This is a genomic window from Arthrobacter sp. K410C (assembly GCF_059090105.1).
In genome coordinates this window covers 23,278-46,601 of record NZ_JBNHFJ010000018.1, presented here as the reverse complement: position 1 = coordinate 46,601, position 23,324 = coordinate 23,278, and the positions used below count along the sequence as shown (strand labels likewise).

General features: G+C 66.7%; 18 protein-coding genes and 1 pseudogene. 11 read left to right on the top strand and 8 right to left on the bottom strand.

All coding sequences use genetic code 11. From position 1 onward, the window contains the following. From AC5RU7_RS18375 to glyA, 6 genes are read right to left on the bottom strand one after another with little or no spacing between them, the layout of a single operon-like run. Complete coding sequence (locus tag AC5RU7_RS18375) at window positions 1-1,416, bottom strand: L-serine ammonia-lyase (protein ID WP_494053447.1); 1,416 nt, start codon at window positions 1,414-1,416, stop codon at window positions 1-3. Beyond that, the gene (locus tag AC5RU7_RS18370) at window positions 1,416-2,060 is read right to left on the bottom strand and encodes a sarcosine oxidase subunit gamma (protein WP_494053446.1); all 645 of its coding nucleotides are present in this window, start codon (window positions 2,058-2,060) and stop codon (window positions 1,416-1,418) included. Before AC5RU7_RS18370 ends, AC5RU7_RS18375 begins: the two co-directional genes overlap by 1 nt. Then, window positions 2,053-4,995: a sarcosine oxidase subunit alpha family protein gene (locus AC5RU7_RS18365; protein WP_494053445.1), complete on the bottom strand. Its 2,943-nt coding sequence runs from the start codon at window positions 4,993-4,995 to the stop codon at window positions 2,053-2,055. The genes AC5RU7_RS18370 and AC5RU7_RS18365 overlap by 8 nt, the downstream gene beginning before the upstream one ends. Next, a complete protein-coding gene (locus AC5RU7_RS18360) occupies window positions 4,992-5,402 on the bottom strand; it encodes a sarcosine oxidase subunit delta (RefSeq protein WP_494053444.1) in 411 nt (136 codons plus the stop codon). Before AC5RU7_RS18360 ends, AC5RU7_RS18365 begins: the two co-directional genes overlap by 4 nt. Window positions 5,403-5,430: 28 nt before the next feature. After that, the gene (locus AC5RU7_RS18355) at window positions 5,431-6,651 is read right to left on the bottom strand and encodes a sarcosine oxidase subunit beta family protein (protein ID WP_494053443.1); all 1,221 of its coding nucleotides are present in this window, start codon (window positions 6,649-6,651) and stop codon (window positions 5,431-5,433) included. Beyond that, on the bottom strand, window positions 6,648-7,988 hold the full coding sequence (glyA, locus tag AC5RU7_RS18350) for a serine hydroxymethyltransferase (protein ID WP_494053442.1): 1,341 nt from the start codon (window positions 7,986-7,988) through the stop codon (window positions 6,648-6,650). Before glyA ends, AC5RU7_RS18355 begins: the two co-directional genes overlap by 4 nt. Before the next feature lie 125 nt (window positions 7,989-8,113). Here glyA and AC5RU7_RS18345 point away from each other — a divergent pair, with 125 nt between their 5' ends. Further along, entirely contained in the window at window positions 8,114-8,782 is a 669-nt protein-coding gene (locus AC5RU7_RS18345; RefSeq protein ID WP_494009753.1) for a GntR family transcriptional regulator, read from the top strand. Between the two features lie 12 nt (window positions 8,783-8,794). Here the strand turns inward: AC5RU7_RS18345 and AC5RU7_RS18340 are convergent. Next, a pseudogene (locus tag AC5RU7_RS18340) lies at window positions 8,795-9,177 on the bottom strand (VOC family protein). Window positions 9,178-9,262: 85 nt separating this feature from the next. Between AC5RU7_RS18340 and AC5RU7_RS18335 the strand changes: the two are divergent. Both AC5RU7_RS18335 and AC5RU7_RS18330 read left to right on the top strand, forming a co-directional pair. Next, a complete protein-coding gene (locus AC5RU7_RS18335; RefSeq protein ID WP_494053441.1) occupies window positions 9,263-11,182 on the top strand; it encodes an alpha-amylase family protein in 1,920 nt (639 codons plus the stop codon). A gap of 51 nt (window positions 11,183-11,233) precedes the next feature. Beyond that, complete coding sequence (locus tag AC5RU7_RS18330) at window positions 11,234-12,088, top strand: prephenate dehydratase (RefSeq protein WP_494053440.1); 855 nt, start codon at window positions 11,234-11,236, stop codon at window positions 12,086-12,088. Here the strand turns inward: AC5RU7_RS18330 and AC5RU7_RS18325 are convergent. Next, window positions 12,061-13,980 (bottom strand): FAD-binding monooxygenase, encoded by a 1,920-nt coding sequence (locus AC5RU7_RS18325; protein WP_494053439.1) that lies wholly within the window; start codon window positions 13,978-13,980, stop codon window positions 12,061-12,063. The two genes, AC5RU7_RS18330 and AC5RU7_RS18325, sit on opposite strands and share 28 nt — an antisense overlap. 221 nt (window positions 13,981-14,201) lie before the next feature. On the opposite strand from AC5RU7_RS18325, the gene AC5RU7_RS18320 reads away from it, so the two are divergent. The 8 genes from AC5RU7_RS18320 to AC5RU7_RS18285 all read left to right on the top strand — a co-directional run bounded on the left by AC5RU7_RS18320 (window position 14,202) and on the right by AC5RU7_RS18285 (window position 23,313). Next, the gene (locus AC5RU7_RS18320; RefSeq protein WP_494053438.1) at window positions 14,202-15,692 is read left to right on the top strand and encodes a fumarylacetoacetate hydrolase family protein; all 1,491 of its coding nucleotides are present in this window, start codon (window positions 14,202-14,204) and stop codon (window positions 15,690-15,692) included. Then, entirely contained in the window at window positions 15,685-16,368 is a 684-nt protein-coding gene (locus tag AC5RU7_RS18315; RefSeq protein WP_494053437.1) for a GntR family transcriptional regulator, read from the top strand. Before AC5RU7_RS18320 ends, AC5RU7_RS18315 begins: the two co-directional genes overlap by 8 nt. A gap of 11 nt (window positions 16,369-16,379) precedes the next feature. Next, window positions 16,380-17,918, top strand: a complete 1,539-nt coding sequence (gene hpaE / locus AC5RU7_RS18310; protein WP_494053436.1) for a 5-carboxymethyl-2-hydroxymuconate semialdehyde dehydrogenase — start codon at window positions 16,380-16,382, stop codon at window positions 17,916-17,918. 34 nt (window positions 17,919-17,952) lie between these two features. Further along, entirely contained in the window at window positions 17,953-19,038 is a 1,086-nt protein-coding gene (hpaD, locus tag AC5RU7_RS18305) for a 3,4-dihydroxyphenylacetate 2,3-dioxygenase (protein WP_494053435.1), read from the top strand. A gap of 3 nt (window positions 19,039-19,041) precedes the next feature. Further along, entirely contained in the window at window positions 19,042-19,827 is a 786-nt protein-coding gene (gene hpaH / locus AC5RU7_RS18300; RefSeq protein ID WP_354175740.1) for a 2-oxo-hept-4-ene-1,7-dioate hydratase, read from the top strand. Next, window positions 19,812-20,627 (top strand): HpcH/HpaI aldolase family protein, encoded by an 816-nt coding sequence (locus AC5RU7_RS18295; protein ID WP_494053434.1) that lies wholly within the window; start codon window positions 19,812-19,814, stop codon window positions 20,625-20,627. The genes hpaH and AC5RU7_RS18295 overlap by 16 nt, the downstream gene beginning before the upstream one ends. Before the next feature lie 18 nt (window positions 20,628-20,645). After that, entirely contained in the window at window positions 20,646-22,151 is a 1,506-nt protein-coding gene (locus AC5RU7_RS18290) for an NAD-dependent succinate-semialdehyde dehydrogenase (RefSeq protein WP_494053433.1), read from the top strand. Window positions 22,152-22,905: 754 nt separating this feature from the next. Continuing rightward, window positions 22,906-23,313: a hypothetical protein gene (locus AC5RU7_RS18285; protein WP_494053432.1), complete on the top strand. Its 408-nt coding sequence runs from the start codon at window positions 22,906-22,908 to the stop codon at window positions 23,311-23,313. The last annotated feature ends 11 nt before the right edge of the window (window positions 23,314-23,324 follow it).

The window sequence follows — 23,324 nt, the reverse complement described above, 5'->3', positions numbered from 1 at the left end:
TCAGCACTCGATCACATTCACGGCAAGGCCTCCGCGGGAGGTCTCCTTGTACTTGGTTTTCATGTCAGCTCCTGTGTCACGCATTGTCTTGATGGCCTTGTCCAGCGAGACCTTGTGGCTGCCGTCCCCGTGCAGGGCCAGCCGGGCCGCGTTGATGGCCTTGACGCTGGCGATGGCGTTCCGCTCGATGCACGGGATCTGCACCAGGCCTCCCACTGGATCGCAGGTCAGGCCCAGGTTGTGCTCAATCCCCACCTCGGCGGCGTTTTCCACCTGGGCGGGCGTTCCGCCCAGCACCTCGCAAAGGCCGGCGGCGGCCATGGAGCAGGCCGAACCCACCTCGCCCTGGCAGCCGACCTCGGCGCCCGAAATAGAGGCGTTCGTCTTGAAGAGGATTCCGACGGCGGCCGCCGCCAGCAGGAAGCGGACCACGCCGTCGTCGTCGGCTCCCGGAACAAACTTCACGTAGTAGTGCAGCACGGCCGGCACGATCCCGGCGGCACCGTTGGTGGGGGCCGTAACGATCCGCCCACCGGCGGCGTTCTCCTCGTTCACGGCGAGGGCGAACAGGTTCACCCACTCCATGGCGAGCAGCGGGTCCGCCGGGGCCTGGACGGGCGACGGCGTTGCTGCCGCGGCTTCCGCGCTGGCCGCGGAGGCCGTCAGGGTGCGGAACAGGGCCGGCGCGCGGCGGGGCACTTTCAGCCCGCCGGGCAGGATGCCCTCGGCGTTGCAGCCGTTCTGCACACATTCGCGCATGACGGCCCACAGCCCCAGGAGCTTTTCCCGGAGCTCGGCCTCGGTCCGCCAGGTCAGCTCATTCGCGAGCATGACGTCGGAGATGGACATGTTTTCGCGGCTGCAGATCTCCAGCAACTGGTCCGCGGTGCTGAACTGGTAGGGCAGGACGGTGTCATCCGCCACCACCTTGTCCGCGCCCTCGGCGTCGCCGTCGACTACGAAGCCGCCCCCAATTGAATAGAAGCTCCGCTCGCTCAGCACGGACCCGTTGTGGTCAAGGGCCCGGAATGTCATGCCGTTGGGGTGCGCCGGAAGGGACTTGCGCCGGTGCAGCACAACGTCCTCGTCCCAGTTGAAGTCCACCCGGTGAGTGCCGGCAACGTGGAGTTCAGCGTCCAGGGCGGCCGCCGCCACCTGGTCATCGGCCGTGAAGGTGTTCACGGTTTCCGGTTCCAGGCCCTGCAGCCCCAGGACAACGGCCTTGTCGGAGCCGTGCCCCCGCCCGGTGGCACCGAGCGAACCGAACAGTTCCGACTGGACGCGGACGGTGGAGCTGAGCTGCCCGTCAGCTTTCAATCCGTCGGCGAACTGCTTGGCCGCCCGCATCGGGCCCACCGTGTGTGACGACGAGGGCCCGATGCCAACGGAAAACAGGTCAAGGACGCTGAGCGCCATTAGGGGACCTCGGGTGACGCATACTCCCGCATGGCGTCCAGGAGCCACCGGCCCACGAATTCGGCGAAGGACGCCCGGGGGAAGATCCGGAAGGAGTCCTCACCCGTCTTCCACAGGATCGTGGGGATGTTCGCGATCTCGGTGGAGTAGGCGGTCCCGGCCTTGAACTCCCGGGGGTGCAGGTCCAGCGGGCAGCCCTTCTCGAGGACGGCCCGTGCCCGGGGGCCGCTCAACTCGAAAGTGGTCCGGTTGGCGGAGAGGTCCACCACCTGGCCCTGGCCGTCGGCCAGGGCGTCCTGCAGGGCCTGGATCAGGTCGCCGCCCAGGGACTCGTGCGCCTCTGTGGGGGCAACCACCAGGAACTCGCCCGGTCCCAGCCAGAGGACCGAGATATCACCGTTGGCCACGACGCCGCCGCACTGAGCGGGCAGGCCGCCGGTGACCGAAGCGAGCCGCTGCCCGGCTTCGGAGCCGGCGTAAGCCCGGAGTCCCACCAAGGTGAGGAAGGGCCGCTCGGACAGTTCCACCGTGCCCGCCAGCGAGCCGGCCGTGAAGGCCTCCCGCAGCTGTGCTGCCGGGCTGATGCGGACGGAGAGGTTCTTTTCCGCGGAGCTCTGGGCGGGGGATGCTGCTGTTTCAGCCATCTTTACGGGTCCCTTCGGAGTCAAAAAGCACTGTTTCTGCCACAACCACGTCCACCAGCTGGTCGCCGGCGGCGGCCACCAGGGTTTCGCCGATGCGGTTGCGGCCGTTCTTGATCAGGGCCAGGCCGAACGACCGGCCCAGTGCTGCGCTGTGGTAGCTGGAGGTGACGAAGCCCTCCATCGGCACGGGCCCGTAGGCCGGGTTGGTGGAGCGGCCCTTTTCCACCAGCTGGGTGCCTTCGGGCAGCCGCAGCGTGCCGTCCACCGGCAGGACGCTGACCAGGTGCTTGCGGTCTTCGCGCTGCTGGTCCACCCGGGAGTAGGAGCGCTTGCCGATGAAGTCCTTGGCCTTGGAGACGATCCATTCCATGCCCGCGTCCTGCGGGGTGACGGTGCCGTCGGTGTCCTGCCCCACGATGGGGTAGCCCTTTTCGGCGCGCAGCACGTGCATGGTCTCGGTGCCGTACGGGGTGATGTTGAACTCGGCACCCGCAGCGGCCACCGCTTCCCAGGTGTTGAGCCCGTACCAGGTGGGAACGTTGATTTCGTAGGCCAGTTCACCGGAGAAGGAGATCCGGCAGACCCGGGCACGGACGCCGGAAGCGAGCGTGGTTTCCCGGAACGTCATGAACGGGAAAGCCTCGGTTTCCAGGCCGCCGTTGGCAGCGAGTTCCGGTGCCAGCTTCGCGATCACGGCGCGGGACTTCGGCCCGACGACGGCGATGGTGCTCCACTGTTCGGTCACCGAGGTGCAGTGCACGTCCAGTTCCGGCCATTCGGTCTGCAGCCACTCCTCCAGCCAGTCCAGCACCTTGGCGGCACCGCCGGTGGTGGTGGTCATGAAGTAGCGGTCCTCGTCGAGGCGGAGCGTGACGCCGTCGTCGAAAATCATGCCGTCCGGCGTGCACATGACTCCGTACCGTGCCGAACCCGGGGCCAGCTTCTTGAACGCGTTGGTGTAGACACGGTTCAGGAACTCGCCCGCGTCCTTGCCGCGGATCTCGATCTTGCCCAGGGTGGTGGCGTCCATGAAGCCCACGGACTCGCGGACTGCGGCGCATTCGCGCAGCACGGCTGAGTCCATGTCCTCGCCGGCCTGCGGGTAGTACCAGGGCCGCTTCCACTGTCCCACGTCCTCGAACAGGGCGCCCTTGGCCACGTGCCACGGGTGGATGGACGTAATGCGGGCGGGGTCGAAGAGTTCGCCGCGCTGGCGGCCGGCCAGTGCCGCGAAGGCCACCGGGGTGAACGGTGCGCGGTACGTGGTGGTGCCGATGTCGCCGATGCCGCGGGATGCTTCGCCGGCCGTGCGGAGTGCCGCGGCGATGACGCCAATGGCGTTGACGCCGGAGGTCTTGCCCTGGTCGTTGGCGGTGCTGATCGAGGTGTAGCGCTTCACGTGTTCAACGGAGCGCATGCCGGCTCCGGTGGACCGCAGGACGTCGGCCACGGACTGGTCGCGCTGGAAGTCCACGAAGTGGTGGTGCCAGTCGTCCGGGGTACCGTTCTCCCCCGGCACCAGCCACAGCTGGCGGGTGGGGGCGACGGCCTTCGGCTCACCCAGCGGGGACGGCTCGACGGCGGAGCTGAAGCCGGCGGCGATGGCTGCGGAGGCACCGGCGGAAATGCCTTCGGCGAGGCAGTCCTGGGTGGCGAAGGAGCCGCGGCCGGAGCCGATGGTCTGCTGGTTGGGGACCACGGTGCTGGGCACGAACGCGGCGAGGTCCTCGTCCCAGCGCAGCTTGCCCTGGCGCTGGGAGTGCAGGTGCACCAGCGGGCTCCAGCCGCCGGACACGGCCAGCAGGTCGCAGGCCATCTGCTCGACGCCCGAGGTGAGTTCGCCGTCGTCGTTGAGGCTGCGGATGGTGACGCCGTTCAGGCGGCCGTCCGCGTCTGCCGAGGTGTTGGCAACGGCGCTGCCGATCAGCACCCGGGTGCCTGCCTCGACGGCAGCGGCTGCCACCGGCGAAATCTGCGCCCGGGCGTCCACGACGGCGGCAACCTTGACGCCGGCAGCCTGGAGGTCGGCGGCCAGGGCGTAGGCGCTGTCATTGGTGGTGCTGATGACCACGCGCTGGCCGGCGGCCACCGCGAAGCGGTTCAGGTAGCTACGGACCGCCGAGGCGAGCATGATGCCCGGGCGGTCGTTGTTCTCGAACACCAGCGGACGCTCGTGGGCGCCGGGGGCCAGCACAACCTGCTGGGCACGGATGTGCCAAATCCGCTGGCGGGACACGCCGGGAGCGGCGGGGCTGGAGAGATGGTCGGTGCGGTTCTGCACGGCAATGACGTAGTTGGCGTCGTAGGCGCCGAACGCGGTGGTGCGGTTCAGGACGGTGGATTCGGCGCCGGAGACCAGTTCGGCCTCCACATCGGCAACCCATTCCAGTGCCGGCTTGCCCTCGATGGTCTCGGCAAGCTCCGGCGAAGTGGAGCCGGAGAGCAGCGACCCGCCCAGCTCGGGCTGGTCGTCCAGCAGCATGACGCGGGCGCCGGTGCGGACGGCTTCGCGGGCGGCAGCCAAGCCGGCGGGGCCGCCGCCGATAACCAGGACGTCGGTGTGGACGTACTTCTTGTCGTACTCGGCGCGGTCCTCGTCCGGATCCAGCCGGCCCAGTCCGTTGAGCAGTTCGGCCTTCAGGCCGTCCACCAGGGACACCGTGGTGGCGGGCAGCATGGACTCGGCCACGTGGCCCGGGAAGCGGGGAGCGATCTTGACCAGGGCGTTGGGTTCCTCCACGCCGGCAGCCAGGATGCCGCGGGGGCGGTCCTCGTAGAGGGAGCTGCCGACGGCGACGCGGCCGTTGGCGAGCAGTGCGGAGGCGAGCGTGTCCCCGGGGTGGCCGGTGTATTCCTCACCGTCGACGGTGAAACGCCAGGAGATGGTGCGGTCGATGCGGCCGCCGGTTGCGAGGCGGGTGTTCTGGGAAGTCACTGGGCTGCTCCTTCCGGGGCTGCAGGGGTGGCGGGGGAAATGCTTGTGCCGGAGGTGTCGGGTGCGGCGGTCCCGGTGGTGGTGCTGTCGGCGGCGGTGCTGGCAGTGCCGGATTCCGCGGTCTGCCGTCCGGCCAGGTCGGGGCGGGGCGCGCCCATAGGGTAGACGGCCTTGATGTCATAGCTCACGGTGTCGCGGAGCATGTTGAACCATTGGCGGCAGCCGGTGCTGTGGACCCAGCGCTCGGCGAACGTGCCTTTGGTGTTCGCGCGGTAGAAGAGGTACCGGGACCACTCCACGTCGTTCAGTTCGTTCGGGTTTTCGGGGTACGCCACGTGGGCCTGGCCGCCGTAGTGGAATTCGGTTTCATCCCGGGGGCCGCAGTTGGGGCATGAGATCAGCAGCATGTGCGTTGTCTTTCTGTGGTGGCGGCGGCTAGTGGGCTACGGCGGCGGCGCCGTGTTCGTCGATGAGGGCGCCCGTTTCGAAGCGCTCCAGGGAGAACGGTGCGTTCAGCTTGTGCGGGGCGCCGGTGGCGATGGTGTGGGCGAAGGTCATTCCGGCGGCCGGAGTTCCCTTGAACCCGCCGGTACCCCAGCCGCAGTTCACGAACATGTTTTCCACCGGGGTGGTGCCCACGATCGGCGACGCGTCCAGGGTGGTGTCCACGATGCCGCCCCAGGTCCGGAGTACGTGGGCCCGGGCGAAGATGGGGAAGAGCTCGACGGCGGCGGCCATCTGCTCCTCGATCACGTGGAAGGAGCCGCGCTGGCCGTAGCCGTTGTAGGAGTCGATGCCGGCACCCATCACGAGTTCTCCCTTGTGCGCCTGGGAGACGTAGACGTGCACGTGGTTGGACATGACCACCGTGGGGTGGACCGGCTCGTGCAGCTCGGAGACCAGGGCCTGCAGCGGGTGCGACTGGATGGGCAGCTCGAAGCCGGCCATCTCGGCCAGGACGGAGCTGTGGCCCGCGGCACAGAGGCCCACCTTTTCGGTGTTGATGGTGCCGCGGTTGGTCTTGACGCCCACCACGCGGTCGCCATCCTTCAGGAAGCCGGTGACTTCGCAGTTCTGGATGATGTCCACGCCCATCTCGTCACACTTGCGGGCGAAGGCCCAGGCAACGTGGTCGTGCTTGGCGATGCCGGCGCGCGGCTGGTAGGTAGCGCCCATGACCGGGTAGCGGATGTTGTCGCTGACGTTCAGGATGGGGCAGAGTTCCTTGACCTGCTGCGGGTCCAGCCACTCAGCGTCTACGCCGTTGAGCTTGTTGGCGCCTACCCGTCGCATGCTCTCGCGAACGTCACCAAGGGTGTGGGCCAGGTTCATCACGCCGCGCTGGCTGAAGAGGAAGTCGTACTCGAGCTCCTCCGGCAGGATTTCCCACAGCTTGAGCGCCTGCTCGTACATGCCGGCGCTCTCGTCCCAGAGGTAGTTGGAACGGATGATGGTGGTGTTCCGGGCCATGTTGCCGCCGGCCAGCCAGCCCTTTTCCAGGACGGCAATGTTGGTCATGCCGTGGTTCTTGGCCAGGAAGTATGCGGTGGCCAGGCCGTGCCCGCCGCCGCCCACGATCACTGCGTCATAGGAGGACTTGGGTTCCGGGTTCCGCCAGAGGAAGTCCGGGTGCTCCGGAAGCTGGTGGGTGCTCACTGGGCGGCTCCAATCAGGTCAGCCTCTGCTGCGGCCAGGGCGGCGTCATCGTTGAGGTGCGGGTAAAGGGGGAACTTTTCGGCCAGTGCCGTGACCCGGCCGCGGAGTTCGGCGGCGATGTCCTCGGCGAGGGTGCCCGTGCCGGCTGCGGCAATCAGCGCCGTCGCGATGATGTCCGCGACCTCGGTGAACTCTGCGGCGCCGAAGCCGCGGGCTGCCAGGGCCGGCGTGCCGATGCGCAGGCCGGAGGAAACCATCGGCGGGCGGGGGTCGAACGGAACGGCGTTGCGGTTGACCGTGATGCCGATCTGGTGGAGGGCGTCCTCGCCCTGCTGGCCGTCGAGTTCGGAGTTGCGCAGGTCAACCAGGACCAGGTGGACGTCGGTGCCGCCGTTGACCACGGAGATACCGGCAGCCTCGACGTCCGGCTGCAGGAGCCGTTCGGCCACCAGCTGGGCGCCCTGCAGGACGCGTTCCTGGCGTTCCTTGAACTCGGGAGCGGCTGCAAGCTTGAAAGCTACTGCCTTGGCTGCGACAACGTGCTCCAGCGGGCCGCCCTGCTGGCCGGGGAAGACCGCGCTGTTGATCTTCTTGGCGTATTCCTCCTTGGCGAGGATGACGCCGCCGCGCGGGCCGCCGAGCGTCTTGTGGGTGGTGGTGGTGACGACGTCCGCGTAGGGGACGGGGTTGGGGTGCAGTCCTGCAGCCACCAGGCCGGCGAAGTGGGCCATGTCCACCATCAGGTAGGCACCCACAAGGTCGGCGATGCGGCGGAACTCGGCGAAGTCCAGCTGGCGGGAGTAGGCGGACCAGCCGGCCACGATCAGCTTGGGCTTGTGTTCCAGGGCCAGGCGCTCCACTTCGGCCATGTCCACACGGAGGTCGGATTCGCGGACGTGGTACGGGACCACGTTGTAGAGCTTGCCGGAGAAGTTGATCTTCATGCCGTGGGTCAGGTGGCCGCCGTGGGCCAGGGAGAGTCCCAGGATGGTGTCGCCCGGGTTCAGCAGGGCGAACATGGCGGCGGCGTTGGCCTGCGCGCCGGAGTGGGGCTGCACGTTGGCGAATTCCGCACCGAACAGGGCCTTGACGCGGTCGATGGCGAGCTGCTCGATGACGTCCACGTGCTCGCAGCCACCGTAGTAGCGCTTCCCGGGGTAGCCCTCGGCGTACTTGTTGGTCAGGACAGACCCCTGGGCCTCCATGACGGCGGACGGAGCGAAGTTCTCCGATGCGATCATCTCGAGGGTGGACTGCTGCCGCTCCAGCTCCTTTGCTACGGCGGCAGCTACATCGGCGTCGACCTGGGCCAGTGAGGCGTTCAGTACGTTCTGCATGGTTCTCCTTGAAAAGCCCTTGGGTTACTGATCCACAACTGATCTGTAACTGATATATTAGAACTAACGCAATAGTATGTTGCAGGTCACTAAGCAGTCAACAGCAACTTTTTGGAGAGCGCCTGATGAGCCTGATGCTGGAGAACCACCTGGAGATCGAAGGGGATCTCTCGCTGGCCGAGCGCGCCTACCGGCATCTCCGGGACCGGCTGATCATGCTGGACATCCGGCCGGGGGACGCCATCAATGACGGCAAGCTGGCCGCCGAGATGGGAATCGGACGGACTCCCGTCCGGGAAGCCCTCAAGCGGCTGGAAAGCGACCACCTGGTGATCTCCTATCCGCGGCGCGGAACCTTCGCCACCATCGTCGATATCACCGAACTCGCCGATGTCTCGGAACTCCGGGAATCGCTGGAGCCCCTGGCCGCGCGGCGCGCCGCCAAGCTGGCCACGCCTGCCCTTCGTGCGGAACTGCGCGATACCGCGGCGTCGATTGCGAAAATGGCCACCGCGGAGGATCCGTACGACCTCATGCGGTACGACATCACGGTGCACCGGCTGATCTACCGCGCGGCCGGAAACGCCCATCTTGAAGACGTCCTGATCCGCTACGACAATCTCGCCACCCGGATCTGGTGCATGGTTCTGGACAAGGTGCCGTCCGTGGCCGAGCACGTCTCCGAGCACGTGGAACTACTGGAGGTAATTGCCGACGGCGATGCGGAGCGGGCGGGCAAGCTCGCCCTGGAGCACGTCACCAGCTTCGAGCAGGCAATCCGCAGCGTGCTCTAGGCGCGGCCGGGCTTACGAGCCCAGGGGCTCGAGCCGCTTCCGCAGGAGGCAGAATTCGTTGCCCTCCGGATCCTGCAGGACATGCCGCGGCTCGTCGCCGGCCTGCCCCGCGTCGGCCTGCCGGGCGCCAAGGGCGAGCAGCCGCTCCAGTTCGGCGGCCTGGTCCCGGTCCACAGGATTGACATCGATGTGCAGCGGCAGCCTTCCGGTCCGCGGATTGCTGCTGGGGCTCAGGATGATGGTGGGCTGCAGCCCCCGAACCCGGTGGCGGGACCGATTTCGATTGCCCCGTCCTCACGGTCGAGCTCCACGTAGCCCAGGACGCCGCACCAGAACCGGGCGAGCCTCTCTGGGTCGTCGCAGTTGAGGACCAGTTCGCTGATGCGGCATGACATGGTGCCCAGTGTATTGGGTGTGACGTGGAATACTTCCGTAGAGGCAAGCCGGAACCGCCGGCGGACGCAGGAAGGGCAACGCGCTATGCAGGAGACCGCCAGGGTGGACGAAACGCCGCTGGAGCACGTGCTGGCAGCTCTGTCCCGTGAACGGGGCAACGGGCTGCTGCCGGACCCGGCCTTCGACCGCCGCCTGGACCGGACCCTGCCCCTGCTGGCGGATCTCTTCGGCTCCCTGTACAGCTCGCGGCCGGACTGGCAGGACCAGCTGGCAGCCCTCATTGTCCAGGCGGCAAGGTCCTGGCAGGAGCGCCCGCCCGGACTGAAGGACCTGGACGCCGGGCGCGAAGGCGACAGCGGCTGGTTCCAGTCCAACACCATGCTGGGCGGCGTCTGCTACGTGGACCGGTACGCGGAAAGCCTGGAGGGGGTCCGCGCCCGGATCCCGTACTTCAAGGAGCTGGGCCTGACCTACCTCCACCTCATGCCGCTGTTCCTGGCTCCCGAGCCGCATTCCGATGGCGGCTACGCGGTGTCCAGCTACCGGGAGGTCAACCCGAAGCTCGGAACCATGGAGCAGCTGCGGTCCCTGGCGGCGGACCTGCGCAGCAACGGGATCAGCCTGGTGGTTGACTTCATCTTCAACCACACCTCGGACGAGCACGAGTGGGCCCGCAAGGCAGCCGCCGGCGACCCCGAATACAGCGATTACTACTGGATTTTCCCGGACCGAACCATGCCGGACGCCTTCGAACAGAACGTGCGTGAAATCTTCCCGGAAAACCACCCTGGGTCCTTCATCCAGATGGCGGACGGCCGGTGGGTCTGGGCCACCTTCCACACCTACCAGTGGGACCTGAACTACTCCAACCCGGACGTTTTCCGCGCCATGGCCGGGGAAATGCTGTTCCTGGCGAACCAGGGCGTGGACATCCTTCGGATGGATGCCGTGGCCTTCATCTGGAAGCAGCTGGGAACCTCCTGCGAGAGCCGGCCCGAGGCGCACACCCTGCTGCGCGCCTTCAACGCGGTGTGCCGTCTGGCGGCGCCGTCGCTGCTCTTCAAATCCGAGGCCATCGTGCATCCGGACGAGGTGGCGCTCTACATCGACCCCGCCGAGTGCCAGATCTCCTACAACCCCCTGCAGATGGCGCTGATCTGGGAGTCCCTGGCCACGCGGGACACCTCGCTGCTGGCCCAGGCCCTGAAGCGGCGGCACAACATCCCGGCCGGCACATCATGGGTCAACTACGTCCGCAGCCACGACGACATCGGCTGGACCTTCGCGGACGAGGACGCGGCGGAACTGGGCATCAACGGCTTCGACCACCGCCGCTTCCTGAACTCCTTCTACGTCAACCGGTTTCCTGGCAGCTTCGCCCGCGGCGTGCCCTTCCAGGACAACCCGCGCACCGGCGACTGCCGGATCTCGGGCACGACGGCGTCACTGTGCGGCATGGAGGTCAACCCCGCCGAGGCGGTGGAACGGATCCTCCTGGCCCATTCGGTTGCCTTCAGCACCGGCGGCATCCCGCTGCTGTACCTGGGCGACGAGGTGGCCCAGCTCAATGACTACGACTATGCGCAGGAGCCGGGCCACGGAGGGGACAGCCGCTGGGTGCACCGGCCGCACTACCCCGTGGAACAATACGCCCGCCGAAACGACCCCTCCACTCCGGAAGGCGCCGTGCACGCCGGGCTGAAGCGGATGATCGAAGTCCGCGGAGCTGCCCCTGAGCTGGCCGGAACCACGCTGCTCGATTTCGAAACCCACAACCGAAGTATCCTGGGGTACCAGCGGCCGGCAAGCGCGGCCGACGGCGGCCAGACGCGGATCCTTGCCCTCGCCAACTTCGGCGACTCTTCCCGGCAGCTGCCAGCGGAGACCTTCGGCGGATTCCTGCCGGCCGCCGTCGACCTTCTCTCGGAAGCGACGCTGGACCTGGGCGAAGGCGTCACGCTGCTCCCCCGGCAGTATCTCTGGCTGCGCGTCACTCCCGCCTAGCACCGGCGCCCGTTTTCCCAACCGGGGGCGGGCCGTGAAACCATACGGATCATGCCCCAGAAGATTGCGTACCAGGGTGAGCCCGGCGCCAACTCCAATATTGCCTGCCAGCAGATGTTCCCGGACATGGAAAGCGTGCCGTGCGCCAGCTTTGAGGACGCCTTCGAGCTGGTGGCCGGCGGCGAGGCCGACCTGGCCATGATCCCCATCGAGAACTCAATCGCCGGCCGGGTGGCGGACATCCACATCCTGCTGCCGCAATCCAACCTGCAGATCGTGGGCGAATACTTCCTGCCCATCCACTTCGACCTGCTGGGCATTCCGGGCAGCACCATCGAGGGGGCCACCGAGGTCCACAGCCACATCCACGCCCTGGGCCAGTGCCGGCGCCTGATCCGGGAGGCCAACCTGCGGCCGGTCATAGCGGGTGACACCGCAGGATCCGCCCGTGAAGTGGCCGAGTGGAATGATCCCCGCAAGCTGTCCCTGGCTCCCCCGCTGGCCGCGCAGATCTACGGCCTGGAGGTCCTTGCGTCCCGGGTGGAGGACGATCCCTCCAACACCACACGCTTCGTGGTCCTGGCACGGGAAAAGGAACTGCCGGCCCGGGACGAGGTTCCCGGACCGGCAGTCACCAGCTTTGTGTTCCGCGTGCGCAACGTCCCGTCTGCCCTGTATAAGGCTCTGGGCGGCTTCGCCACCAACGGCGTGAACATGACCCGGCTGGAGAGCTACATGGTGGGCAACGAATTCGCCGCCACCATGTTCATGGCCGACGTCGAAGGCCACCCCGAGGACCTGCCGCTGAAGCTGGCCCTCGAGGAACTGGACTTCTTCACCACCGAGGTGCGGATCCTGGGCGTCTACGCAGCCGCCGACTACCGCGCGGCGGCCGCCACGGCGTGACGCGGCTGCTGCCCCGGCTTCAGGAACTGCGCGAAGAACGCGCCCAGTTCCGCGGTGACGGTCAGCGGCAGGACGTTGGCCACGTACTGGTCCGGGCGGACCACCACCACGGCACCGTTGCGGTCCAGGCCGCGGAGGTCGAAGATGTCCGCGTTCGGGTCCGTGCCGTACACCTTCTCGTAGTCGGTCAGCTTGAACGGGCCCACCTGCGGCTTGAACACCGCGGGAACCTGGTTGATGTCGACGGCGGTGTGCCCCTGCTGGTAAATGACCTTCAGGTCGAACCATGCATCCGGGTCCACCCCGGCAGGGGTGGCAGCCAGCGGTGATCCCGGTGAGTTGGTGAACCATTCGGCCAGCAGGTCGGTGGCGGAACCGGTCCCCGGCTGCGCCGCGTCGGCAAACACGTAGATCCGCCAGCGCCCGTCCGCGGTGGCGTGGTGGCCCAGGTGGATCGGGTTGGTGTCCGCCACCCGCACCACGGGGGCGGATTTGAAGCGTTTACCCACGGGGAAGCCCGCGGCCAGGTCCTGGTGGTCGTCGGTCCCGACAATCAGGGACGGGGCGTACTGGGTCATGAACCCGGCCGGGAATTCGGCGGTGCGGACATAGAAGTCTTCCAGGTCGGAGGGGTGTTCGAATTCTTCGGGCTTCTTGGCCATCATGGATGACCATTCCTTGTCGAAGTCAATCAGGTTCTTCGCCACCACCTGGCGTTCGGCGGAGTAGGTGGCCAGCAGGCTTTCGGGGCTGCGGCCCTCCAGGACATGGCCCAGCTTCCACGCGATGTTGAAGCCGTCCTGCATGGACACGTTCATCCCCTGGCCGGCCTTGGCGCTGTGGGTGTGGCAGGCATCGCCGGTGATGAAGACGCGGGGGGTGCGGGTGCCGCGGTCCTGCGGCAGGACGTCGTCGAACCGGTCCGTGAGGCGGTGGCCCACCTCGTACACGCTGTGCCAGGCCACGTTGCGGACGCCCAGGGTGTAGGGGTGGAGGATCTCGTTCGCCTTGCGGATGATGTCGTCGATGCTGGTGTTCCGCACCGCGTGGTGGGTGGCGGGGTCCACCTCTCCCAGGTCCACATACATGCGGAACAGGTGTCCGCCTTCGCGCGGGATGAGCAGGATGCTGCCTTTTTCGCCCTGGATTGCGCACTTGGTGCGGATATCCGGGAAGTCAGTGACGGCAAGCGTGTCCATGACACCCCAGGCGTGATTGGCCTGGTCGCCGGCGAGGGTGCAGCCGATGGCCTGGCGCACCTTGCTGCGAGCGCCGTCGGCACCTACCACGTACTTGGCCCGGACAATGCGCTCCTGCCCCTCATTGGGCCCGGAAGTGTGGAGCAGGGTCACGGCGACAGGGTATTCACCGCTGTCCGCGACCTCCAAGCCCTGGAATTCGTAGCCGTAGTCCGGCTTCAGGCGTGAGGGCGAGTTGGCGGCAAATTCCGCGAAATAGTCCAGGACGCGGGCCTGGTTGACGATGAGGTGCGGGAACTCGCTGATGCCTGTCTCGTCATCCACCGCCCGGGCGGAACGGATGATGTTGGCACGGTTGGCCGGGTCCGGCTTCCAGAAGGCCATCTCGGTAATCCGGTAGGCCTCGGCCGTGATCCTCTCGGCAAAGCCGAACGCCTGGAATGTCTCGACGCTGCGCGCCTGGATGCCGTCCGCCTGGCCGATGGCCAGCCGTCCGGGACGGCGCTCGATAATGCGCGTGGTGACGTTGGGGAACATCGAAAGCTGTGCGGCGGCGAGCATGCCGGCGGGGCCTGTGCCGACGATCAGCACATCCACTTCATTCGGAAGTTCTTCGGGGCGGTTGATGCCGACGCCGGCGGCCGGCTGGACGCGCGGGTCGCCGGATACGTAGCCGTGGTGGTGGAACTGCACGGTATTCCTCACTTCTTTGTGGCGGCTGGGCTGTTCTATATCAGAACAAGTGATTCGATAATGGAAACGCTGGAACTTGGCATCCACTGTACGCCCGATGTGACGCGGGCGACAAGTGGCTCCACTCGCGCGGAAACTTCGTAGGAAAAGAGGGGTTGACGAACGGCGGGCCACGGGTGAATAGTGATCGTATACGATTTCGTACCTGATAAGGAGAAGCTTTGGAGCAGGTCAACGAGGACACGCTGGCATCAGCCCGCAAGGTCATTGCGGTGCACATCAACTACCCCAGCCGTGCGGCCCAGCGCGGCCGCACCCCCGCCCAGCCCTCCTACTTCCTCAAGCCCTCCAGCTCTCTGGCCTTGACGGGCGGCCGGGTGGAGCGGCCGGCAGGCTGTGAACTGCTCGGCTACGAGGGCGAGATTGCCCTGGTCATCGGCAAGGCGGCCCGCCGCGTCAGTATCGAGGACGCATGGAGCCACGTTGCCGCCGTCACCGCCAGCAACGATCTGGGTGTGTACGACCTCCGCTGGGCGGACAAAGGGTCCAACCTCCGGTCCAAGGGCGGGGACGGCTTCACCCCGGTGGGCCCGGCTCTGATCCCGGCAGACGCCGTCGACCCCGCGAGGCTGCGCATCCGCACCTGGCACAACGGCGACCTGGTCCAGGACGACACCACGGAGGACCTGCTCTTCCCGTTCGCCCGCCTGGTGGCGGACCTGTCCCAGCTGCTTACCCTCGAAGAGGGCGACATCATCCTCACCGGCACCCCCGCCGGCGCCTCCGTGGCCAAGCCCGGCGATGTGCTCGAGGTGGAAGTTTCCGCCGGGAACCTCACCACAGGCCGGCTGGCCACCACCGTGGAGGAAGGCACGACGCCGTTCGGGGACTTTGGTGCCGGGCCCAAGGTTGATGACCTGCAGCGCGAGGAAGCGTACGGTTCCCGCGAGGCCGCCGGGCTGGCACCTGCTGCGGAGGCCGCCGCACCTTCCCTCTCCCCTGTGCCTTCCCTCTCCCCTGAGCTGAAGGCCAAGCTGGAGTCCGTGGCCACCGCCACCCTGTCCTCGCAGATGCGAAAGCGCGGCCTGAACAACGTCAGCATCGACGGGCTGCAGGCCACCCGCCCGGACCGGAAGGTGGTGGGCCTGGCCCGGACCCTGCGCTACGTCCCCAACCGCGAGGACCTCTTCAAGACCCACGGCGGCGGTTTCAACGCGCAGAAGAAGGCCATCGACTCGGTCAACGAAGGCGAAATCCTGGTGATGGAGGCCCGCGGCGAGAAGGGCACCGGCACCGTCGGCGACATCCTGGCCCTCCGCGCCCAGGTCCGCGGGGCCGCAGCCATCATCACTGACGGCGGCGTCCGCGACTTCACTGCCGTGGCGGGGCTGGTCATGCCCACCTACTTCGCCAACCCGCACCCCGCGGTACTCGGCCGCCGCCACATCCCCTGGGACACGGACATCACCATCGCCTGCGGCGGCGCCACCGTCCAGCCCGGAGACATCATCGTGGCGGACGCCGACGGCATCCTGGTCATCCCGCCGGCCATCGCCGAGGAACTCGTGGACGACTGTATCCAACAGGAGAAGGAAGAAGCCTTCATCTTCGAAATGGTCAAGGAGGGCAACAGTGTGGACGGCCTGTACCCGATGAACGCCGAATGGCAGGCCAGGTACAAGGAATGGGAGGCAGGAAAAGCTGATGACTGAGGCACTGACCGACCTGGCCGAAGTGGCCGCTCCCGGAAGCAAGTCCGAACAGGCGTACCAGGCCGTCAAGGCGCGGATCGTTGAGGGCACCTATACCCCCGGCTACCGGCTGGTGCTGGGCACCATCGCCAAGGACCTCGGCTTCAGTGTGGTCCCGGTCCGCGAAGCCATCCGCCGACTGGAGGCCGAAGGCCTGGTGAAGTTCGAACGCAACGTGGGCGCCACCGTAGCCGGCATCGACCCCACCGAATACCTGTACACCATGCAAACACTCAGCATCGTGGAGGGTGCGGCCACCGCGTTGTCCGCCCCGCTGATCGATGCGGTGGCCATCGCCCGGGCCCGCGCGGTGAACGAGGAAATGCGCGAATGCCTGGAACACTTCAACCCCGTCCGTTTTACCCAACTGAACCAGGACTTCCACAGCGTCCTCTTTGAGCACTGCCCCAACCCGCACATCCTGGACCTGGTCCACCGCGGCTGGAACCGGCTGGCTGCACTGAGGTCCTCCACGTTCCGCTTCGTCCCCGGCCGGGCCCGCGAATCGGTGGAGGAGCACGAAGGGCTGCTGCAGCTTATCGAATCCGGCGCCGATCCGGACACCATCGAAAAAGCCGCCCGCCAGCACCGGGCGGCCACCCTGGACGCATACCTCGCCCAAGCAAAGCACCAGTAAGGACATCAACGATGACGACCTCCGTAGAAACCTCCCGGCACTACGTGCCCAAGGACCTGCCCGCCCATATCCAGCACTACATCAACGGCGAGTTCGTTGACTCCGTGGGCGGGAAGACCTTCGACGTCCTGGATCCTGTTTCCAACCGCAACTATGCGACCGCCGCGGCGGGCCAGAAAGAGGACATCGACCTGGCCGTTGCAGCCGCCCGCGAAGCTTTCGTGAACGGCCCGTGGCCGAAGATGAAGCCCCGCGAGCGGGCCCGCGTCCTGAACCGGATCGCTGACGCCGTCGAAGCGCAGGAAGCACGCCTGGCTGAACTGGAAACTTTCGATACCGGCCTGCCGATCACCCAGGCCAAGGGCCAGGCCCTGCGCGCGGCCGAGAACTTCCGGTTCTTCGCGGACCTGATCGTGGCCCAGTTCGACGACGCCATGAAGGTCCCCGGCTCGCAGATCAACTACGTGAACCGCAAGCCGATCGGCGTGGCCGGCCTGATCACGCCGTGGAACACCCCGTTCATGCTGGAGTCCTGGAAGCTCGCCCCGGCCCTGGCCACCGGCAACACCGTGGTCCTGAAGCCGGCCGAGTTCACCCCGCTGTCCGCCTCGCTGTGGGCCACCATCTTCAAGGAAGCCGGCCTGCCCGACGGCGTCTTCAACCTGGTCAACGGCCTGGGCGAGGAAGCCGGCGACGCCCTGGTCAAGCACCCGGACGTGCCCCTGATTTCCTTCACCGGTGAGACCACCACCGGCCAGACGATCTTCCGGAACGCGGCGGCCAACCTCAAGGGCCTCTCCATGGAACTGGGCGGCAAGTCCCCCTGCGTCGTGTTCGCCGACGCCGACCTGGACGCCGCGATCGATTCGGCCCTGTTCGGGGTCTTCTCCCTCAACGGGGAACGCTGCACCGCCGGCTCCCGCATCCTGGTGGAGCGGGCCGTCTACGACGAGTTCTGCGAGAAGTACGCCGCCCGGGCCAAGAACATCGTGGTGGGCGATCCCCACGATCCCAAGACCCAGGTGGGCGCCCTGGTCCACCCGGAGCACTACGAAAAGGTGGCCTCCTACGTGGAGATCGGCAAGTCCGAAGGCCGGCTCCTGGCCGGCGGCGGCCGCCCCGACCACTTGCCCGAAGGCAACTACATCGCACCCACCGTGTTCGCCGACGTCGCCCCCGACGCCCGGATCTTCCAGGAGGAGATCTTCGGACCGGTGGTGGCCATCACCCCGTTCGAGAACGACGACGAAGCCCTCGCCTTGGCCAACAACACCAAGTACGGCCTGGCCGCCTACATCTGGACCCAGAACCTGACCCGGGCGCACAACTTCTCCCAGAACGTCGAGGCCGGCATGGTGTGGCTGAACAGCCACAACGTCCGCGACCTGCGCACCCCGTTCGGCGGCGTCAAGGCCTCCGGCCTGGGCCACGAGGGCGGCTACCGCTCCATCGATTTCTACACCGACCAGCAGGCCGTGCACATCACGCTGGGCACCGTCCACACCCCCAAGTTCGGCAGCGTCGAAGACTCCGCCGCCAACGAGGGCTAGAACCTACTTCCCCACTCAAAGAAGAGAGCACACCATGACCAACTTCGTTCCCACCCCCACTGTCCCGGCACCGGACATCGTCCGCTGCGCCTACATGGAGATCGTGGTCACCGACCTCGCCAGGTCCCGCGAGTTCTACGTGGACGTCCTGGGCCTGCACGTCACCGAAGAGGACGAGAACGCGATCTACCTGCGGTCCCTGGAGGAGTTCATCCACCACAACCTGGTCCTCCGCAAGGGGCCGGTGGCCGCCGTCGCCGCCTTCGCCTACCGGGTAAAGTCCCCTGCAGAGGTGGACGCCGCCGAGGCCTACTACAGGGAACTGGGCTGCCGGGTGGAGCGCCGCAAGGAAGGCTTCACCAAGGGCGTGGGCGATTCCGTCCGCGTGGAGGATCCACTGGGCTTCCCGTACGAGTTCTTCTACGACGTGGAGCACGTGGAGCGCCTAACCCAGCGCTACGACCTCTACTCCGCCGGCGAACTGGTCCGCCTGGACCACTTCAACCAGGTCACCCCGGACGTCCCCCGCGGCCGCAAGTACCTGGAGGACCTGGGCTTCCGCGTCTCCGAGGACATCAAGGATTCCGACGGCGTCACGTACGCCGCGTGGATGCACCGCAAGCAGACCGTGCACGACACCGCCCTGACCGGCGGCAACGGCCCGCGCATGCACCACGTCGCGTTCGCCACGCACGAGAAGCACAACATCATCCAGATCTGCGACAAGATGGGCGCCCTGCGCATCAGCGACCGGATCGAGCGCGGGCCCGGCCGGCACGGCGTCTCCAACGCGTTCTACCTCTACATCCTGGACCCGGACGGCCACCGCATCGAGATCTACACCCAGGACTACTACACCGGCGACCCCGACAACCCCACCATCACCTGGGACGTCCACGACAACCAGCGCCGCGACTGGTGGGGCAACCCCGTGGTCCCGTCCTGGTACACCGAGGCCTCCCTGGTCCTGGACCTGGACGGCAACCCCCAGCCGGTCATTGAACGCGAGGAAAAGTCCGAGATGGCAGTGACCGTCGGCGCCGACGGCTTCTCCTACACCCGCAAGGAGGGCTCGCCGGAAGGTGACCGGACGGGGTTCAAGCTGGGAGCGCAGGTCTAACCCATGCTGGAGCCGACGACGATTGAGGCCATCGCGGACGAGCTGGTGGAAGCCGGCCGGACCCGCACCCCTGTTCCCCTCCTGACGGCCCGGTACCCGGGCATGACCGTGGAGGATTCCTACGCCGTGCAGCAGTTGTGGCGGCGCCGCAACGAGGAAGCCGGCAGGACCCTGGTGGGGCGCAAGATCGGCCTCACGTCCAAGGCAATGCAGGCCGCCACCGGCATCACTGAACCGGACTACGGAGCCATCTTCGACGACATGGTGCTGGACACCGGCTGCTCGGTCCAGTGGGACCGCTACACGCACCCGCGGGTGGAGGTGGAGCTGGCGTTCGTCCTCAAGGACGGGCTCAAGGGCCCCGGCGTCACCATCTTCGATGTCCTGAAAGCCACCGACTACGTGGTCCCGGCCCTCGAGATCCTGGACTCCAGGATCGAAATGGAGGGCCGAACCATCGTGGACACCATCTCGGACAACGCCGCGATGGGTGCCATGGTGATCGGCGGGAACCCGGTCAAGCCTGACGCGGTGGACCTGCGCTGGGTCTCCGCCATCCTCTACAAGAACCAGACCGTGGAGGAAACCGGCGTGGCCGCCGGCGTCCTGGACCACCCGGCAAACGGCGTCCACTGGCTGGCCAACAAGATCGCAGCGCACGGCGATTCACTCAAGGCCGGGGACATCATCCTGGCCGGCTCCTTCACCCGCCCCATGTGGGTCTACAAGGGCGACACCGTGCACGCCGACTACGGACCCCTGGGGAGTGTCACATGCCGCTTCGAATAGAAGACACCTTCCGCGACGCCCTTGCCGCACAAAAAGGTGAAGCAGGCCGGCCGCTGGCCGGGATGTGGGTGTGCTCGGGCAGCCCTCTCATCGCCGAACTCTGCGCCGGGTCCGGCCTGGACTGGCTCCTGGTGGACGCCGAACACAGCCCCAACGGGCTCGAGTCCATCCTCGCCCAGCTCCAGGCCATTTACGGCTACCCCATCCACGCCCTGGTCCGGCCGCCGGTGAACGACACCGTGGTGATCAAGCAGTACCTGGACCTGGGCGTGCAGAACCTGCTCATCCCCATGGTCAACTCCGTTGCCGAAGCCGAGGCCGCGGTGGCGGCCACCCGCTACCCGCCCGAAGGCGTCCGCGGCGTGGGTTCGGCCCTGGCCAGGGCCGCCCGCTGGAACCGGGTGCCGGACTACCTGGCCCGGGCCAACGAGACCATCAGCGTCACGGTCCAGATCGAGTCCACCGCCGCCGTGGACGCGGTCGAGGACATCCTGAAGGTGGACGGCGTGGATGCGGTCTTCATCGGCCCGTCCGACCTCGCCGCCTCGATGGGCCTGCTGGGACAGCAGGAACACCCGGAGGTGCGGGCCGCCGTCGAGCATTGCCTTGCGGCCGCGAAGTCGGCCGGGAAGCCCGCGGGCGTGAACGCCTTCAACCCGGATACCGCCCGGCATTACCTGGACCACGGCGCTGATTTCATCCTGGTGGGTGCCGACGTCGCACTCCTCGCGCGCGGCTCCGAAGCCCTCGCCGCGCAGTACATCCCCAAAGCCGGCGACGACACCCGCGCCAGCTACTGACTCTTAAGGACTTCCCCCATGACAGTTACTTCTGCGCTGCCCCCTGCCGTCTCGCCGGAGCGTGAGGCCGCGCTGCTGGCGTCGGTCCCGACCGGCCTGTTGATCAACGGCGAGTGGGTGGACGCGTCCGACGGCGGCACGTTCGACGTGGACGATCCTGCCACCGGGGAGGTGCTCGCCACCCTCGCCTCGGCCACGAGTGAGGACGCCGTTGCGGCTTTGGACGCGGCCGACGCGGCGCAGGCTTCCTGGGCGCGGACCGCACCACGGGTCCGGGCGGAGATCCTCCGCCGGGCCTTCGACCTGGTCACCGAACGCGCCGAGGACTTCGCGCTGCTCATGACGCTGGAGATGGGCAAGCCGCTGGCCGAGGCCCGCGGCGAGGTCACGTACGGGGCGGAGTTCCTGCGCTGGTTCTCGGAGGAAACCGTCCGTGACTACGGCCGCTACCTCACTTCTCCTGAGGGCAAGAACAAGATCCTGGTCCAGCACAAACCTGTCGGGCCCTGCCTGCTCATCACCCCCTGGAACTTCCCGCTCGCGATGGCCACCCGCAAGGTCGCCCCGGCCGTGGCAGCGGGATGCACCATGGTCCTCAAACCCGCCAAGCTCACTCCGTTGACGGCCCAGTACTTCGCGCAGACCATGCTCGACGCGGGCCTGCCATCCGGGGTATTGAACGTCGTCGCCTCCTCGTCCGCGTCGGGGATTTCCGGGCCGCTGCTGAAGGACTCCCGGCTGCGGAAGGTCTCCTTCACCGGGTCCACCCCGGTGGGCAAACGCCTGATGGCCGATGCCGCGCAGAACGTGCTGCGCACCTCGATGGAGCTCGGCGGGAACGCCCCGTTCATCGTCTTCGAGGACGCCGACCTCGACAAAGCAGTCGAAGGGGCCATGGCAGCCAAGATGCGGAACATGGGCGAAGCCTGCACCGCCGCCAACAGGTTCCTCGTCCACGAATCCGTCGCCGCCGAGTTCACCCGGAAGTTCGCCGCCGCCATGGGCGCCCTGGCCACCGGCCGTGGCACCGACCCAGCCACCCAGGTGGGCCCGCTCATCGACGCCGGCGCCCGTGACGACGTCCACGCTTTGGTGAGTGCCGCCGTTGACGCCGGTGCCGTCGCTGTCACCGGTGGGGCTCCCGTGGACGGGCCAGGCTACTTCTACCAGCCCACCGTCCTGGCCAATGTCCCCAACGATGCCGCGATCCTGGGCCAGGAAATCTTCGGCCCCGTCGCCCCCGTCACTACCTTCCGAACCGAGCAAGAAGCCATCAACCTCGCCAACGCCTCCGAGTACGGCCTCGCGTCCTACCTCTACAGCCGCGACTTCAACCGGTTGCTCAGGGTAGCCGAGCAAATTGAGTTCGGCATGGTCGGGTTCAACGCAGGCGTCATCTCCAACGCCGCCGCACCCTTCGGCGGCGTCAAACAATCAGGCCTCGGTCGCGAAGGCGGCACCGAAGGCATCGCCGAATACACCACCACCCAATACATCGGCATCGCAGACCCCTACGCCGGCTGACGCCGAGTACACCGCTCCACCCGTTTCATGAGCCTCCCTGCCGTTGCGGCAGGGAGGCTCATGTGTTCCGAATACTTCTAGCGCATGCTCCCAGCATTCTTAGGTATAAACACGTGCTGGCGACCGCGCTGATAAGTACTGGAGGCCGCGACCTGGTGGCGCCGCATCTCGGACTGTAAGGCGGATCAATGTGGGAGTCGATGCTCAGGGAGCTAAGAGCCGGCGTGCAGCTCTCAGGCCGCCGATCCTTCAATGCGGCGTGAGCTTCAGTTTCACGGCGTCGTACTTCTTGAACTTGGCATCGGCTTCGAGATATCGGAACAGGATCGGGTTGGACGGCGTCGCGCGGTGAGGCGTCCAACGGCGAGCCGTCCAGGCCTAGTAGCCATTCATTCAGCAAGATTAAGCCATAAAAAAGACTGGACTAGATGTTTTATAGTGCCGTAGAGTTGCTGGTACAGAGAAAGTGGTGATCGGAATCACATCTGAACTGCTTGTTTTGGCGGACAGTTCGCGTATGGATTACCTTCCGCATGACCCTCCAACAACCATGCACCAGCAAGAAAGGCAGACACGGACATGACACGAGAAGAAGCTTACGCACGATGCCCCTCGGATTCGTACGTCGAATTTTACGGCGGCCAGTGGCTCGTAGTCCCGCTTGTGCCCGTCGAGCAGCCCGACTTTTTCAGGTGCCTGCCTCGGCCGCCGCGCAATTAGAGGCAAGGAAACAAAACGGCGCAAAGGAGCACCGATGACCGCCATTATCAACGACTTGGCCGAGGGCTCGTTCGAGGACCTCCCAACGCCCCTAGCCTGCCCGGCAGCGGATTCCACTCCCCCGGTCTTGACTGTTTCGGTCAACGACGAGGCGGTGCTTGCGATTGCCCGTTGGTTGCACGACAGGGCATGCCTGTACGGGCGCCTATGCGAACTGCGCGACTTCCACGCGTTGGACAACTACGAAACCGATATCCGGGGCATGTTGGCTGCAATGGTGCAGTCCAGCGCTGAAGCTGATTGTCCGGAAATCAGCCCCTGCCGCAGTACAGCTGAACGGCAATGGTTTCAGGGAAAATGGCGGTGCACTGCTTGCCGCGGTGACGTCCGCTTCAGCGGTGGGACCGGCTGGATTCACGTTCATACTGCAGGGCAAGGCTGAAATGTGAAAAA

Excerpts from the sequence above, each read along its gene's own strand:
- hpaE (WP_494053436.1), top strand. The coding sequence starts at position 16,380 with ATGACGACCTCCGTAGAAACCTCCCGGCACTACGTGCCCAAGGACCTG.
- AC5RU7_RS18360 (WP_494053444.1), bottom strand. The coding sequence starts at position 5,402 with ATGCTGCTGATCTCATGCCCCAACTGCGGCCCCCGGGATGAAACCGAA.
- AC5RU7_RS18330 (WP_494053440.1), top strand. The coding sequence starts at position 11,234 with ATGCCCCAGAAGATTGCGTACCAGGGTGAGCCCGGCGCCAACTCCAAT.
- AC5RU7_RS18295 (WP_494053434.1), top strand. The coding sequence starts at position 19,812 with ATGCCGCTTCGAATAGAAGACACCTTCCGCGACGCCCTTGCCGCACAA.
- AC5RU7_RS18285 (WP_494053432.1), top strand. The coding sequence starts at position 22,906 with ATGACCGCCATTATCAACGACTTGGCCGAGGGCTCGTTCGAGGACCTC.
- AC5RU7_RS18315 (WP_494053437.1), top strand. The coding sequence starts at position 15,685 with ATGACTGAGGCACTGACCGACCTGGCCGAAGTGGCCGCTCCCGGAAGC.
- AC5RU7_RS18345 (WP_494009753.1), top strand. The coding sequence starts at position 8,114 with ATGAGCCTGATGCTGGAGAACCACCTGGAGATCGAAGGGGATCTCTCG.
- AC5RU7_RS18375 (WP_494053447.1), bottom strand. The coding sequence starts at position 1,416 with ATGGCGCTCAGCGTCCTTGACCTGTTTTCCGTTGGCATCGGGCCCTCG.
- AC5RU7_RS18335 (WP_494053441.1), top strand. The coding sequence starts at position 9,263 with ATGCAGGAGACCGCCAGGGTGGACGAAACGCCGCTGGAGCACGTGCTG.
- hpaD (WP_494053435.1), top strand. The coding sequence starts at position 17,953 with ATGACCAACTTCGTTCCCACCCCCACTGTCCCGGCACCGGACATCGTC.
- hpaH (WP_354175740.1), top strand. The coding sequence starts at position 19,042 with ATGCTGGAGCCGACGACGATTGAGGCCATCGCGGACGAGCTGGTGGAA.
- AC5RU7_RS18370 (WP_494053446.1), bottom strand. The coding sequence starts at position 2,060 with ATGGCTGAAACAGCAGCATCCCCCGCCCAGAGCTCCGCGGAAAAGAAC.
- AC5RU7_RS18290 (WP_494053433.1), top strand. The coding sequence starts at position 20,646 with ATGACAGTTACTTCTGCGCTGCCCCCTGCCGTCTCGCCGGAGCGTGAG.
- glyA (WP_494053442.1), bottom strand. The coding sequence starts at position 7,988 with ATGCAGAACGTACTGAACGCCTCACTGGCCCAGGTCGACGCCGATGTA.